The sequence below is a fragment of the Burkholderia sp. AU32262 genome (assembly GCF_020419985.1).
Classification (GTDB): Bacteria; Pseudomonadota; Gammaproteobacteria; order Burkholderiales; family Burkholderiaceae; genus Burkholderia; species Burkholderia semiarida.
This window is the reverse complement of record NZ_JAIZRS010000021.1, coordinates 76,363-91,556: the sequence shown is the minus strand read 5'-3', so window position 1 is coordinate 91,556 and position 15,194 is coordinate 76,363. Positions and strand designations below refer to the sequence as shown.

The 15,194-nt window shown below is 69.8% G+C and carries 12 protein-coding genes; 2 read left to right on the top strand and 10 right to left on the bottom strand.

The window, feature by feature from the left end; translation table 11 throughout:
• Positions 1-59: 59 nt before the first annotated feature.
• The 10 genes from LGN10_RS23915 to gntB all read right to left on the bottom strand — a co-directional run bounded on the left by LGN10_RS23915 (position 60) and on the right by gntB (position 10,895).
• Positions 60-1,598: a DHA2 family efflux MFS transporter permease subunit gene (locus tag LGN10_RS23915; RefSeq protein ID WP_059639816.1), complete on the bottom strand. Its 1,539-nt coding sequence runs from the start codon at positions 1,596-1,598 to the stop codon at positions 60-62.
• A 2-nt stretch (positions 1,599-1,600) separates the two neighbouring features.
• Entirely contained in the window at positions 1,601-2,800 is a 1,200-nt protein-coding gene (locus tag LGN10_RS23910; protein WP_059584610.1) for an efflux RND transporter periplasmic adaptor subunit, read from the bottom strand.
• The gene (locus LGN10_RS23905; RefSeq protein ID WP_226225224.1) at positions 2,797-4,242 is read right to left on the bottom strand and encodes an efflux transporter outer membrane subunit; all 1,446 of its coding nucleotides are present in this window, start codon (positions 4,240-4,242) and stop codon (positions 2,797-2,799) included. Before LGN10_RS23905 ends, LGN10_RS23910 begins: the two co-directional genes overlap by 4 nt.
• Positions 4,243-4,403: 161 nt before the next feature.
• Positions 4,404-4,928, bottom strand: coding sequence for a shikimate kinase (locus tag LGN10_RS23900; protein WP_226225222.1), 525 nt, complete (start codon positions 4,926-4,928; stop codon positions 4,404-4,406).
• Complete coding sequence (locus LGN10_RS23895) at positions 4,925-5,596, bottom strand: hypothetical protein (protein ID WP_226225220.1); 672 nt, start codon at positions 5,594-5,596, stop codon at positions 4,925-4,927. Before LGN10_RS23895 ends, LGN10_RS23900 begins: the two co-directional genes overlap by 4 nt.
• Positions 5,593-6,735: a prephenate dehydratase gene (pheA, locus tag LGN10_RS23890; RefSeq protein ID WP_226225218.1), complete on the bottom strand. Its 1,143-nt coding sequence runs from the start codon at positions 6,733-6,735 to the stop codon at positions 5,593-5,595. Before pheA ends, LGN10_RS23895 begins: the two co-directional genes overlap by 4 nt.
• Entirely contained in the window at positions 6,732-7,751 is a 1,020-nt protein-coding gene (locus LGN10_RS23885; protein WP_226225217.1) for an NAD(P)H-dependent flavin oxidoreductase, read from the bottom strand. The genes pheA and LGN10_RS23885 overlap by 4 nt, the downstream gene beginning before the upstream one ends.
• A 17-nt stretch (positions 7,752-7,768) precedes the next feature.
• Entirely contained in the window at positions 7,769-8,173 is a 405-nt protein-coding gene (locus LGN10_RS23880) for a thioesterase family protein (protein WP_059584619.1), read from the bottom strand.
• Positions 8,174-8,208: 35 nt separating this feature from the next.
• Positions 8,209-9,357, bottom strand: a complete 1,149-nt coding sequence (locus LGN10_RS23875; protein WP_226225215.1) for an acyl-CoA dehydrogenase family protein — start codon at positions 9,355-9,357, stop codon at positions 8,209-8,211.
• A gap of 530 nt (positions 9,358-9,887) precedes the next feature.
• A complete protein-coding gene (gene gntB / locus LGN10_RS23870) occupies positions 9,888-10,895 on the bottom strand; it encodes a guanitoxin biosynthesis L-arginine gamma (S) hydroxylase (protein WP_226225213.1) in 1,008 nt (335 codons plus the stop codon).
• Between the two features lie 218 nt (positions 10,896-11,113).
• Here gntB and LGN10_RS33745 point away from each other — a divergent pair, with 218 nt between their 5' ends.
• Together LGN10_RS33745 and LGN10_RS23860 are read left to right on the top strand one after the other, a co-directional pair.
• Complete coding sequence (locus tag LGN10_RS33745; protein ID WP_226225212.1) at positions 11,114-13,462, top strand: condensation domain-containing protein; 2,349 nt, start codon at positions 11,114-11,116, stop codon at positions 13,460-13,462.
• Entirely contained in the window at positions 13,390-15,129 is a 1,740-nt protein-coding gene (locus LGN10_RS23860; RefSeq protein WP_226225242.1) for a non-ribosomal peptide synthetase, read from the top strand. Before LGN10_RS33745 ends, LGN10_RS23860 begins: the two co-directional genes overlap by 73 nt.
• The last annotated feature ends 65 nt before the right edge of the window (positions 15,130-15,194 follow it).

Below are 15,194 nucleotides of genomic sequence, written 5' to 3'. Positions count from 1 at the left end.
GTTAGCCGGTCAGTCGCTCCTGCCGGGCGAGACGGCTTCCGGATGTTTTCCGTCGCGCGTCACGCGTGGCGGGAGCGGATCGACCAGACCGCCAGCAGCGTCGCGCCGAACAGCAGCAGGCAGCCGAACGAGAAATCGTTCAGCGCGAGCATGTGCGCTTCGACGTCGATCGCATGCGAGACCGACGCGAGTGCGCCGGACGGCGACAGCCCCGCGTGATCGAGCCGCGCGAACCAGTCGGCGGACGCGAAATCGTACGGCGTGATGTGGTCGACGAGATAGGTGTTGTGCACGCGGGAACGACGCTCGAAGTAGGTCGGCGCGACCGAGGTCGCGACGCTCGTGCCGATCCGGCGCAGCGCGTTCTGCAGCCCGGATGCCGCGGGCAGCCGCTCGCGGGGCAGCCCGGCGAGCGAAAGCGACACGAGCGGCGTGATGAAGAACGCGGTGGCGGCGCCCATCAGCAGCGAATTGGCGGCGATGTCGCCGAGGGTCACGTCGCTGTTGAAATGCATGCGCCAGAACGACGCGGCGCCCCAGCCGACGAGCGCGACGGTCGCGAGCAGGCGCGGATCGGTGCGGCCCTGGAAGCGGCCGAGCAGCGGCGCGATCACGATCCCCGCGACGCCGAGCGGCGCGGTGGCGATGCCGGCCCAGGTGGCCGTGTATCCCTGCTGGGTCTGCAGCCACAGCGGCACGAGCACCAGCGCGCCGAAGTAGAGCCCGAAGCCGACCGTGATCGCGAGCGTGCTCGTCGTGAAGTTGCGGTCCGCGAACAGCCGCAAGTCGACGATCGGATGGTCGTCGGTCAGCTCCCAGAGGACCAGCGCGACGAACGACGCGATGCCCACGACCGCCAGCATGCGAATTTCGTCGGAGGCGAACCAGTCGAGGTTCTGGCCGCGATCGAGCAGCAACTGGAACGACCCGAACGCGGCGGTGAGCAGCAGCAGCCCGACGACGTCGACCGGCAGCCGCCGCGTCGCGTTGTCGCGCCCCTTCAGCAGCCGTGCGAGCACGCCGAGCACGAGCACGCCCGGCGGCACGTTCACGTAGAAGATGTACGGCCAGCTCAGGTTGTCGGTGATCCAGCCGCCGGCGATCGGCCCGAGCACCGGCGCGACGAACGTCGTGGTCTGCCACACGGCCAGCGCGACGTGGCGGCGCGTCGACGGGAACACCGCCATCAGCAGCGCCTGCGACAGCGCGGTGATCGGGCCCGACGCGGCGCCCTGCAGCGCGCGAAACACCAGCAGCGACTCGAAGTTCGGCGCCATCCCGCACAGGATCGACGTGACCACGAACAGCAGCACCGACACGCGGAACAGCCGCACCTGGCCGAAGCGCTGCGTGAGCCAGCCGGTGAGCGGCAGCGTGATCGCGAGCGGCGTCGCGAACGAGGTGAGCATCCACGTGCCCATGTCCGGTGCGACGCCGAGATCGCCCGCGATGGTCGGGACGGCGACGTTCGCGATCGTCAGGTCGAGCGTCTGCATGAAATTCGCGACGCTGACCGCGATCGCGACGAGCGCCAGCGGCATGCCGGCAAGCGGCTCCAGCGGCAGTTTCGGCGCCGCGTTCCTGGAGAAGAAGCGCATCGTCAGGCTCCCGGCGCGAGCGGACGGGCGCCGCTGTTCGCGCGAATCGTCTCGGCGACGAGCGCGTCGCCCGCTTCGTCATCCTCACGATAGATCGACGTGGCGTCGATCGACCGGCGCGCTTCGGGCGCACGGGCGGGCGGCGACGCCGACGCGGTGCCGGGGCCGCGATCGACCGGCACCGAGGCCGTCATCGACAGGCCGATACGCAGCGGGTGCGCGCGCAGCTCGGCGGGATCGAGCGCGATCCGGACCGGCACGCGCTGGACGACCTTGATCCAGTTGCCGGTCGCGTTCTGCGCGGGCACGGCCGCGAAGGCGGCGCCGGTGCCGGCTTCGAGCCCGACGACGCGCCCGTGGAACACCACGTCGCTGCCGTACAGGTCCGAGAACAGCTCGACCGGCTGCCCGGCGCGCATGCCGCGCAGTTGCGATTCCTTGAAGTTGGCCTCGACCCACACGTGATCGAGCGGCACGAGCGCCAGCGACGGCGTGCCGGGCGACACGTGCTGGCCGACCTGCACGACCCGGCGCGTGACGAGCCCGCCGAGCGGCGCGTGTATTTCGGTGCGGCGCAGCGCGAGCGCCGCGCTGCGAACGCGGGCCGCCGCCGCGCGCACGAGCGGATTCGTGTCGATCGACGTGCCGTCGGTGCGCGCGAGCGTCGCGTCGTAGGCGGCCTGCTGCGCGTTCAGCGCGGCTGCCGCGCCGTCCATCGCGTCGCGTGCATGGCGAAGATCCTCGCGCGACACGCCACCGTCTTGCGCGAGGCTCAGCCGGCGCTGCAGGTCGTCGTTCGCCTTGGCCCATTCGGTGCGCCGCACCCGGATCTGCGCTTCCTCGCGCACCACGTCCGCATGCGCGGTGCGGTATTGGCGCACCGCGTGCGCGAGTTGCGCGACCGCTTCGTCCAGCGCGAGCCGGGCATCGGTCTTGTCGACGCTGAACAGCAGGTCGCCGGGCCGGACCCAGTCGGCGTTCTGCACGCGCACGGCGTCGACGGTGCCGCCGATCTGCGGCGAGATCTGCACGACGTCGCCGGACACGTATGCGTCGTCGGTCGTCTCGGTGCCGCGCGTGGTGGCCCACGCGGCGGCGGCGAGGCCGGCCGCGCCGGCGAGCGCGATGAAGAACCAGCGGAAATAGCGCCGGCGCGCGCGTTGCAGCGAGGGCTCGGCGGCGGGGGATTCGGGACGGTTCATTGTGCGACTCCAGTGGAAGTGGCGCCGCCGAGCGCGGCGATCAGGCGGGCGTGCTCGATCGCGAACGACGCATCCGCGCGGGCGACCGATGCGCGATCCTCGAGCAGCCGGCCTTCGGCGAGCAGGACGTCGAGATAGCCGGAAATGCCTTTCCGGTAGCGCTGCGTTTCGATGGTGTAGGTCCGTTGCGCGCGCGCCAGCGCTTCGCGCTGAAGCGCCCGCTGCCGGCCGAGCGTGTCGATCTGGACGAGGGTGTCGCTGACCTGCGCGAGCGCGTTGACGACCGTGTCGTCGTACGTCGCGACGGCGGCGTTGTAGGCGGCGGTTTGCGCGCGCAGGCCGGCGCGCAGGCGCCCGCCCTCGAAAATCGGCAGCGTGATCGCGGGGCCCGCGCCGAGGGTGCCGCTGTTGCCGTGGAACAGCGCGCGGAACCCGAAGCTCTGCACGCCGGCGAAGGCCAGCAGATTGACATCCGGATAGAACGCGGCGCGCGCGGCGTCGATGTTCGCCGCTTCGGCTTCGACCCGGTAGCGCGCGGCCAGGACGTCCGGCCGGCGGCCGATCAGCGCGGCGGGCAGGACGGCCGGCATCGGCAACGCCGCCGCCGGCGGCGCGGCGGGCGTCAGCGCGTCGGCGTAACCGGGCCCCCGACCGACGAGCGCGGCGAGCCGATGGCGCAGCCGGGCCGAGGCGGCCGCATGCGTGTCGATGTCGGCCTGCGCGTGCGGAATGGGTTCGCTCGCCCTGAGCACGGCCACCTGCATGTCGAGGCCGGCGTCGGCGCGTTGCGACGTGAGGCGCAGCAGATAGCTGTGTTGCTGCAGCGTATCGCGCGCGATCGCGAGCAGTTGCTGTTCGAGCGCGAGCTGCAGGTACGTTTCGACGATCGCCGCCTGCAGCGACACGGCGGCCGCATGCTCGAGCGCGCGCTGCTGATCCGCGCGCAGCGCGGCGGCGCGCGCCAGCGCGTGCTGCCGGCCGGCGATGTCGAGATCCCACGACGCGCCGAGGAGCGCCTGCGCGTCGACCTGCCAGTGTCCGGCCGCGGGCGGCGGCGTCCGATAGCTGCCCGGCAGGCGCGTCGGCACCGCGCTCGCCGTCGCGCCGAGCTGCGGTAGCAGCGCGGCGTTTTCGACGTCGGCGTCGGCCAGCGCCTGCGCGACACGTTCGCGCTGCGCCTGCAGCGTCGGTGCGCCGGCCAGCGCATCGTCGACGAGGTGATCCAGCTGCGCGTCGCCGAACGCGGTCCACCAGCGTTCGGCGATCGTCGGCGAGCCGGTGCCGGCGGAGCGAATCGCGGCGCCCGCATCGAGTTGCTCGACGGGCGTGATCCGCGCCGCCGGGCGTTGCGGGCCGAACGGGGCGCAGCCGGCGATCGCGAGCGCGGCGAGGGCGGGAACCAGGCGGCGGGCGCCGCACGCTCGGTCGATGAGTAGAGGCATGGTCGGTTTCCTGTCGCGTGAAGGCGAACGATCTGTATCTAAAAATATATCTTTAGATATTATTAGACGGTCGGCAACTGGTAGAAATGGCAGTCGGCCGCACCGGCCGCACCGGCGGCCGGCATCGTCGAAAAGCGGAAGGGGAAGGACAGAGGCGCGGGTTACGCGATGGCGAGTGCGTCGAGCGCGGCCGCGAGCGTTTGTGCGACGGACTGGCCGGAGGTATCGATGCGGCGGTGCGCGCACGCGCGGTACAGCGATTCGCGCGCGTCGTGCAGCGCGGCGAGCGCGGCGCGCGGGTCGGCGACGTTCAGCAGCGGGCGGGACGCGTCGCCGCGCGTGCGGTGCCACAGGGTGTCGAGATCGCTCGCGAGATGGATCACGAAACAGCGCTGGCCGAGCCGGGCGCGCGTGTCGTCGCGCAGCACGGCGCCGCCGCCGGTCGCGAGCACGAGCGCCGGCCCGCGGGTCAGCGCGTCGATGACGTCGGCTTCGCGTGCGCGGAAGTCGCCCGCATGGAATTGCGCGGCGACGGGCGCGCCGAAGCGGCGTTCGAGTTCGCGGTCGACGTCGACGAACGGCAGCGCGAGTGCGCGGGCCAGTGCGCTGCCGACGGTCGTCTTGCCGGCGCCGGGCATGCCGACGAGCGCGATGCGCATCGGGCCGGCTTGCGGGCGCGGGCTCACAGGCGGCTCCGCAGCGACGGCGCGCGGCGGGTCACGGCGGCGATGCGCTGCATCCGGACGTAGTTGGCGAGCGGGTCCAGCGTATCGGTGACGAAGGTGTGAGGCGCGCCCGGAGCCGTGTCCAGCGCAATGCCGGCGACCACGAGCGTGCCGTCGCACAGTGCGTCGGCGAGCGCGCCGATTCGTGCGCCGAGCGCCGGCGATGCCACGCCGAGATCTGCAACGACGCGGCGCGAGCGCGGCCAGTCGACCGGCTCGGCCGGGCGTACCGGCCAGCGCGCCAGCAGGCCGCCGGGCAGCGGCGTCGCGGCCCGTGCGGCGGATGTCTCCAGCACCCGCCAGGTCAGCGGCGCCGCGGGCAGGCATGCGCGCCAGCGGCCATAGGCGGTCGCCAAGCTGTCGCCGATCGCCACCGCGGGAAGCCGGAGGCGCTCGCAGCGCCGCAGCAGGCACGCGGTGCCGGCGGCGTCGGGTGTGCCGCGCACGAACGGCAGCAGCTCCAGTTCGTCGTCGTATTCGGCGCGCAACGCGCGCAGCCATCGCCCGGCGGCGAGCGACAGGCAGTCCGCCGCGGCGATGCCGCACAGCACGAGCAGGCGATCGTCGCGACCGTCGCGAATCGCGAGCAGCCGGGCGGCGACGCGGGACGAAGCGGGCGCCGTCGTCATGATGCGGCCGGGCCGTCGGCGTGCCGGTCGGGACAACCCGCGGCTCGCGGATAGGCGCCGAGAACGCGCAGTTCGGACGCGGCGGGCGCCATCTCGTCGAGCGCCGCGCGCACGTTCGGATCGAGCAGGTGCCCGCCGAAATCGATGCAGTACCGATACGCATGGCCGGCGCCGCGTGCCGGGCGCACGCCGACCCACAGCAGCGGGGCGCGGTGTCGGGCGAGCGCATCGAATACGCGCGCGAGCGCGTCGGGCGCGTCGGTCGGCCGCAGCACGATGCTCGTGCGGTCGTGGCCGGTCGGCGCGGGCGCCTGGCCACCGACGATCACGAAGCGCGTGTGGTTGTCCGGGTGATCCTGGATCGCGCTGGCAACGATTCGCAGTCCGTAAAGCGCGGCCGCGGGCTCACCGGCGATCGCCGCGCAGTCATACAGGTGCGCCGCCTCGCGCGCGGCCACCGCGTTGCTGGACACCGGGATGCGGCGCAGGCCGGGCGCATGCGCGTCGAGCCACGCGCGGCATTGCGCGAGCGCCTGCGGATGGCCGACCACGCTGTCGACGCCGGCGAGCGATCCGCTGGCGCTCAGCAGGCAGTGCGCGACCGGCAGTTCGATCTCGCCCGTGACGCTCGCCGCCTGCGCGATCAGCAGGTCGAGCGTGCGGGTCACGGCGCCTTCGGACGAATTCTCGATCGGCACGACCGCGCATTCCGCGTCGCCGCGCGCGAGCGCGTCGAATACGGCGTCGATCGTCTCGTGCGCCTGCCCGCGGGCGAACTCGCCGAAATGACGGAGCATCGCGGTTTCGGTGTAGGTGCCTGACGGGCCGAGGAACGCGACGGACGGCAGCGCCTGCGCGTCACGGCTCGCGCTGAACAGCGTCTGCCAGATGGCGCGCAGGTCGCGGTCGCGCAGCCCCCACGGCGCGCGCGTGCACAGCTCGGCCACGATCGACGCTTCGCGGGCGGGCTGCCGCACCGCGAGCCCCGCATGCCGCTTGAGATGACCGATCTCGGTTGCGTGAGCGATGCGCTGGCCGATCAGCTCGAGAAGCTGGTCGTCGATCACGTCGATCTGCGCACGGCGTCGCGCGATCGCATCGTCGACGGACGACGGGGCGGCAAGTTCGGTGGGCGTCATGGCGTGTCGATCCGTGAAGCGGGGGAAGCGGCCGGCCGGTGCGCGGCGACGTGCGCCGCCGCGCCCGGCTGCATGCGTGCGACGGCGCGCGCGTATTCGGCCGCGAGGCGTTCGACGATGTCGGCCACGCTGAGCACCGCGTCCATCGCGCCGACGCCCTGGCCGGCCCCCCAGATGTCGCGCCACTGCTTCGCGCCGCCGTCCGGCGAGAAATCGAGCTGCGTGCCGTCGACCCGTGCGAGCCGGCGCGCGTCGAGCCCGGCCGCCTCGATGCTCTGGCGCAGGTAGTTGCCGTGGACGCCGGTGAATGCATCGGTGTAGACGATGTCGGCAGCGCTGGCTTCGACGATCGTGTCCTTGTAGCGCTGCACCACGTTGGCTTCGTGCGACGCCAGGAAGCGCGTGCCGATGTACGCGAAGTCGGCGCCGAGCGCGCGCGCGGCGGCGATCGCGTCTCCCGTCGCGATCGCGCCGGACAGCGCGATGAAGCCGTCGTAGAAGCGCCGCACTTCCGTGACCAGCGCGAACGGCGACAGCGTGCCGGCGTGGCCGCCCGCGCCCGCCGCGACGAGGACGAGGCCGTCGACGCCGGCTTCCAGCGCCTTCTGCGCATGTCGCACCGTCGTGACGTCGTGCAGCACGATCCCGCCGTAGGCGTGGATCGCGTCGACGACGTCGCGCGACGGCGCGCGCAGGCTCGTGATCATCAGCGGCACGCGGCGCTCGATGCAGATGCGCAGATCCTGTTCGACGCGCGGATTCGACGGATGGCAGATATGGTTGACCGCGTACGGGCCGACCGGCGCATCGGGATGGGCCTCCCGGTACGCGCGCAGCGTGCCGTCGATCGTGTCGATCCAGTCGCCGAGCTGCGCGCTGAGCCGCGCGTTGAGCGCCGGAAATGCGCCGACGATCCCGCTCCTGCACTGGGCGAGCACCATCTCGGGATAGCTCGCGATCAGCATCGGAGACGCAATCACCGGCAGCCGGAGACCCTGCAGCGGAAGCGGAATCATGGTCGGGCTCCGGCTCGTCAGCGCACGAGCGCCGCGCTGTCGCGCCGCTCGTCCAGGCGGCGGTGGAAGCCGTCGCGGCTGACCGCGCAGCGCGTATGCACGCCTTCGCCGACGACGCCCACCGCGTCGCGCACCTCGACCCGGTACGTCATCATGCGGCCGTCGACCTCGATCAGTTCGGCGTCGACCGTCACCTCCCATTCGGGCGGCGTCGGCGCGAGATGCTTGATCTCGAAGTTGTAGCCGACCGTCATCTGCCCGGCCGGCAGCAGATGGTCGGTCGCCTGCATGCAGGTCTGTTCGATGAAGATGATCATGATCGGGCTCGCGAGCGCGTGCGCTTCGCCTCCCCATTGATCGGCGAGCGAAATCGTGTCGACGCGGTGAGTGGCGCGGGCGCGCAGGCCAGTCTGGATAGTCAAGGGCAGCTCCTGAAGGGGGATGGAAGGGTGAACGCTCACGCCGCGCGCGCCGTGGCGGCCGCGCGTCGTTGCATCTGGCTGAAGATGTTGCGGTAATGCATTTCCTCGGTGCCGCCGGCCGAGCCCATCGCCAGCGCGTCGGCGACGAAGGTGGCGAGCGGGCCGCGCCGGTAGCCGTCGCTGCCGTGAATCGCGAGCAGGTGCAGCGCGGCCTGCGCGAGATCGCGCGCGCCCGCGAGCTTCGCGATCGAACAGTTCGCGAGCGCCTCGGGACGTTGCCCGACGAGTTGATCGAGCGCCGCGCGCGCCGTCCAGCGCGTGCGTTCGATGCCGACCTGGACGTCCACCAGCCGGCGCTGCACGTGCTGATGGGCGTCCAGCGCGACGCCGAGCGTCTTGCGGCCGCTGGCATGCGCGAGCGCGTCGGCGAGAAACGGCTGGGTGACGTTCGCGCACAGCAGGCCGAACAGCGCGCGATTCATCGACGCGATGTCCATCAGCAGGCGCAGCCCGTCGCCGGGCGTGCCGAGCAGTTCGTCGGCGTCGACGCGCACGCCGGACAGCGCGAGATCGCCGATCGGAAGATCCGCGACGCCGAACGTCGCCTGCGGGGCGCTGCGCCGCACGCCCGCGCGTTCGGGATCGATCAGCACCAGCGCGGTGGCCGGCTTGCCGTCGCCGGTCAGCGTCGCGACGATCATCATCAGGCGCGCTTCGGGCGCGTGGCTGATGTTGTACTTGTGGCCGTCGAGCCGGTAGTGGTCGCCGTCGCGAACGAGGCACGTTTCGAGCGCGCGCACTTCGGTGCCGGTACCTTTCTCGGAGATCGCCGTGGCGCCGATGGCGCCGGACAGCAGCGACGGCAGATGCCGTGTGCGCTGCGCGTCGGAACCGTATGCGACGATCGCGCGAATCAGCGTCGCCTGATTGGCGAGCGCCATCGCGAAGCCGACGGAGCGCAGCGCCGCGGCGACCGCTTCGAAGGCATCGACGAAGTCGTGCCACGTGCCGCCCGCGCCGCCGAGTTCGCGCGGTACCGGCAGGCGCCACAGTCCCGCGTCCGACAAGGCATCCCATGCGTCGCGATGGAAGGCGCCGCAAGGGGCGGAATGCGCATGGCGTTCGGCGATGTCCCGGTACGCGGCGGTCGTCGTGTGCTGTGCTTCGCTGGCGGTGAGAGTCATGTCGGGGCGCGGGCTTTGCAGGGATCGTGTCGCCAATCTAATGAAAAGCGCCCGGACGAGAAACTGTCAGTTATTGCACTTCGGCGCGGCGCGCAGCGGGGAGTGAAGCGAGCGTGATCGGCGAGGCGATGGGCGCGGCGGAGCGCGATTGCCGGAGGGGATCTTGACGCGCGTCGCGTACATCGGCGCTCGCGGATGGTCTCTTTGTTTTGAAACGCCCGCCGGGCACCGGAGGGCCGACCTCGCGCAGGCCGACGTGATGCGCCGCCGGCGGGCGTACATGGTCGATCCGATACTCGCGGCGCGAGCCGCTCGCCGAGCGTGCGGTACCGACACGGCACCGTGTTCGTGCCGCATCGCGACTGAAATCGCGTGCCAGGTGCCCGACGGACTTCTCGACTAACGACGCTGCCGCGCGCGCAAACCACGACGGGATCGCATGCGTGCCGCCATGATCGGTCGATCCTGTCGGCAGGACCGCGTGGACATGGCCGCGGCGATGCGGGCGACGAGGACGATTGCACGTACGCTCATGAGTTCGACTGCGGTGCGTGAGACGGGGTGGCCGGTGCCTTGTAGCCTTCGAGGATCTGTTCCATTACCGACAGCGGGTGGCTTCCGCGCGACACGATTCCGCCGGTGCGGGCGTTGGCGCGCGCATAGTGTTCGTCCCGCATCAGGATTCGGTGGGCCGCAGGCAGGTTCCAGTACGGGATGGCCGCGAGAAGATGATGCGTGAGGTGTAGATTGTCGCCATGCATGCCGATGAACCAGCGTTCCCACCATGACGGAAATCGGTTGCGGGTCATCAGCAATTCGTCGGTTTCCCTGCCGAACAGGCCGAAGTGCTCGGATACCTCGGATAGCCACCCGATGACCTGGAACGACGTCAGGTACGGAATCAGCCAGAAGAGCAGGTACCCTGCGGGGTTCGTGGCAATGCCAAGGAGTGCGAACAGGAAGGCATGGACCAGGATCAGCTTTATCGCGCCACGCCGCGATTTGAGCAGCGACGCAACGCGATGACGGACGAGGTAGTTGGCGTAGCTGAACACGTTCAGCAACATCAGGGTACGAAGCACGTGGCCGAAGCAGAACTCGAATCGATCCTCGGCGCGCTGAAGCCCCGAGTCGATATAGTAGATGTAGTCCGGATCGCGCGTCGGATCGCCGAGAAACCGGTGATGCGACATGACGTGAGACTGGCGATACGATTCGAAATCCTGAAAAACCGGGAGACCGGAAAGATATTCGCCGATGAAACGATTCAAGCGGCCATTGCGTGCGAGTGTCAAATGCGCCGCTTCGTGCAATAGCGACGCGAGTGCGCGCTGGCGGGATCCGACGATCAGCACGGTCAGCGGATACGCGTACGGCGTCAGCCTTGTCATCCAGATCGCGCCGGCGATCGTCGCAAGGTCGCCCATCCAGCCCAGTAGCCCGCGCCAGTTGTTCTTCCGGTACAGCGGGTCGAGATCGGCCTTGAGTACGGCGTCTATCCGGAACTTCCTCAACACGCCCGTATTCTGTTCGCGCATATCGATTCCTTGCCTGTTTTGAAGTGCGAACCAAGTTATACGAACGTGTTTTGCACAGCATCTGTGAAATTTCGCTGTGGAAATTGACAGTGAAATTTCGCAGGTTGTGAGACGGCCATGTCCCGTGTTCTTCTTCCATTGTGATTCGGACTTTCAGGCATGTCGATCGAGTACGGTCGCATGCCAATTTTCAGCAACGAGAAAACAAGGGAGTGGTCGTGAGCAAACATTTCGATGAGACGGGCAATGTCCTTGATCGGTTGAGCGAATCCGCCGGCCGCAGCTACCCGGCGGGAACGGAGGCGCGGCTGTCGATGTCGCAGGAGCAGGCGTGGTTTCTCGAGATGCTGGTGCCGGACAGCATCGCGTACAACTTCCAGGCGGTCCTCAACCTGCGCGGCGCTCTCGACATCGGCGCGCTCGAGCGTGCGCTCGGGCGGCTCGTTCAGCGCCATCAGAGCCTGTCGACGGTATTCGTCGAGCACGACGGCGAGCCGGTGCAGCGCATCGAACCCGCATGGCCCGTCACGGTGCCAGTCGTCGACATGTCGAAGACGGCCGAGCACGCGCGCGACGCGTACATCGAATCGCTGATCAGGGTAGAAACGGGCGCCAAGATCGACGTCGGCACGCTGCCGCTGGTGCGCTGGGTTCTGTTCAAGCGCAGCGAGCATGATCATGCGCTGCTGCACATCGAGCACCACCTGATTCACGATGGCTGGTCGTTTCGTCTGTTCCTGCGCGAATTGAGTCACTTCTACAACGCGGAGCGTGGCAGGCAGGACCTTGCGCCGCTCGAGCCGGTCATTCAGTTCATCGACTATTGCGAGTTCGAACGTGCGTGGCTCGAATCGACGGCCGGCCTCGCGGGACGCGCGTACTGGCGGGAACGCCTGCGGACATGGTCCCCTTACGGCCATTCGCCGTTCCCGCGCGCCGGCGCGCCGGTCGCGAATCTCGATTTCGTTGGCAGTTCGGTATCGGTGCCGTTCCCCGCCGCGCTGGCCACGCGCCTGAAGCATTACGCGGCGCAGCGCAAGGCAACGCTGTTCGAGACGATGTTCTCGGTGTTTGCATCCGTGGTTGCCGCGCGCTCGGGCAATACACGCCAGATCGTCGGCACGGCCGTCGCCAATCGAGACGTCCAGGGGATTCAGAACACGATCGGCATGCTCGTGAACATGCTGCCGGTATGCGTCGAACTGTCGCCCGACATGCAATGGCCTGCCCTGATCGACCGCGTGAAGGACGAGATCCGCGCCGGATGCTCGCATTCGCACGTGCCGTTCTCGAGCATGGTCGCCGATCTTCAGCCCGAACGCGCGACGAATCTGCTGCCGTACATTCAGGTCGCGTTCAGTTTCCATAATTCGATGACGCGCAAGCTCGAATTCGACGGGCTGGACGTCGACATTCTCGAAGGGCTCAGCAATGGTTCGGCCAAGTTCGATCTGAACGTGATAGTCGTGTTCGACGACGAGACGCGCCCCGAAGCCGGTGGGCGCTTCATGCTCGAATATTCGACGTCCGCGGCGGCCGAGGCGGATGTGCTCGCGCTGATGAACGCGTTCTTCGCGACCGCGAATGCCTGGCTCGACGATCCCGATCGCCGTCTCGGCGCGCTTGCGGGCGCGCCGACCGGTGGCGCGGACGATGCGCAGCCCATGGCGGGCGACGCGGACGTCGCGTTCTGGCGCGCGCAACTCGACACGGAGGTGGGCGAGCTGATCGCGGATGCACCCGCCGGGACACCGCCCGTCGAGTTCTACACCGGGCGGCAGGACCCGGCCAGCGGCGCCGAGTCGCTCATGCAGTTGGACGCGGCATGCGACGCGAGCGGGATCGCGCCGGCCGCTGCGTCGCTCGCGCTGCATGCGGCGGCCCTCGCGCGCTTCAGCGGCAGTCTCGATGTCGTGATCGGGCTTGCATCGGACATCGACGGCCGCACACTGCCCGTGCCGCTGCCGGTCGCGCTGCACGTCGACCCGTCCGCCTCATTCGCCGAATTGTCCGGAATGGCCGGGCGCGCGTGGCGACAGGCGGTTGAGCGTCATGCACGCGCACCGCAGGCGTTGGATGTCGCGACGGCCGAATGGCGCGCGGGTACGGGCCATGCAACGGCGCCGGGCTTCCAGTCGACGTTCGCCGTGACGTACGACTCGCCCGCGTCGCACGCCGCGACGCAGGGGGGGGGCGCACCCGCATCGACGCGCTGCTGTGTCTTACGCCAGGCGGCACGACGCCGACCCCGGTTTATACCTCCGAAGGGTTGTCGTCGCAGACTGTCGCGTCGTTCGCGCGGGCGGTCGAACGGTTGGTCGATGCGGCCGCGCTGTCGCTCGACATGCGCATCGGCGCCGCCGACGCTGTGGGCGAGCCGGGCGAGATCGCCGCACTGCGCCGGCAGGCGGAAGGCGCGCGGCCGCCGTACCGGGAAGCGACGCTGCATGCGCTCGTCGAGCGCTGGGCGGCCGAACGGCCCGATGCGCCCGCGGTGCGGTGCGGCGAGACCGTATGGACCTATGCGGAACTCGATGCGAAAGGAAGCGAGGTCGCCGCGCACCTGATCGCGTGCGGTGTGCGGCCTGGGGATGTGGTAGGCGTCAGCATGGCCCGCTCGCCCGCGCAGGTGGGTGCGCTGCTCGGCATCCTGAAAGCGGGGGCCTGCTATTTGTCGCTCGATGCGGCACTGCCCGCCGCGCGTCGCGACTGGCAGGTCAGTGCAGCCGGAGTCGCGCATGTGTTGGTCGACGCGGACGCGCCGCCGTTCGCAGACGGTGTCGCGACCCACTGCGTCGATCGCGTGCCGCTCGGATCGTACGCCGGGATCCGCGATGCCGGCAGGCCCGACGCAGGCATCGACGCGCCGTGCTACTACATGTTCACGTCCGGTTCGACCGGCGAGCCGAAGGCGACGCCGAGCCGCCATCGCGACGTGGTGAATTTCCTGACGAGCGACAGCTGCGTGAAGATCGGGCAGGACGACCGCGTGCTGATGTTCGCGCCGCTCGCGTTCGACGCGTCGACGTTCGAGATCTGGGGCGCGCTGCTCAACGGCGCGCAACTGATCGTGCAGCCTGGCACGCACGCGAGCCTCGAGGATCTTGCCGATACGCTCGTGTCGTCGCAGGCGAGCGTGATATGGCTCACTTCCGCGTTGTTCCAGGAGATGGTCGCGCAGCATCCGCAAGCGCTGCGGCACGCGCGGCAGGTGCTGACCGGCGGCGACGTCGTGTCGACCGACGCGATGCGCGGTTTCTTCGCGGCAGGCGGGCGGGCGCTCACGGTGTGCTACGGGCCGACCGAAGGCACCGTGTTCACGACGGCATATACGCTCGAACGCCCGGAGGATATCGATGCGCGCGCGCTGATCGGTCGGCCGATTTCGCATCGCGACCTGTACGTGATCGACGTGTTTGGCAATCTGGCCGCGCCAGGCGTGCCCGGTGAACTGTACGTGGGCGGCGGCGTGACGGACGGCTATCTGAAGCGGCCCGACCTGACGGCGCAACGCTTTGTCAGCCTGCCGTGGTTGAGTGGGCGCACGCTGTTCCGATCCGGCGACATCGGCCGCTGGACCGCCGAAGGTTGCGTCGAGTTCCTGGGCCGGCGCGACAGCCAGATCAAGATTCGCGGGTTTCGGATCGAGACGGGCGAAATCGAGCAGGCCATGCGGGCACTGGACGGCGTCGCCCAGTGCGCGGTGGTGGTGGCCGCGCAAGGGGCGGACAAGCGGATCGAGGCGTTCGTCACGGCCACGCGCGGCGCGACGCCCTCCGCGGCCGTGCTGCGCGACGCACTGGTCGATATCCTGCCCGACTACATGGTGCCCGCGCGTGTCCACGTCGTGGAGCGCCTGCCGATGACGGCCAGCGGCAAGCTGGACAAGCGCGCGCTGCGCGACGCACTCGCGCCCGTGGAAACGGACGCGGGCGCCCAGCAGGATGTGCGCCGCACCGCGCCGACCGGTGCGCTGGAAGAGGCGATTGCCGCGGTCTGGGCCGACGTGCTGAAACTCGACGTGATCGAGCGCGAGCAGGACTTCTTCTCGATCGGCGGCCATTCGCTCGCCGGCATGCGGATCGTATCGCGCCTCGGCAAGACGCTCGGCCGGCGCGTGTCGCTCGACACGCTGTTCCGCTTCCCGACGGTCGCGTCGTTCGCCGGCGCGCTGTCCGACAGCCCGGCCCACGCGACGCCGGCCGCCGCCGTGGCGGCCGGCCAGGCTGTCTGACCCGCGGCCGGCCCGGCCGAACCTTTCCCATCCTCGAAGCACCTCCGCGCGCGCCGACCGGCGCG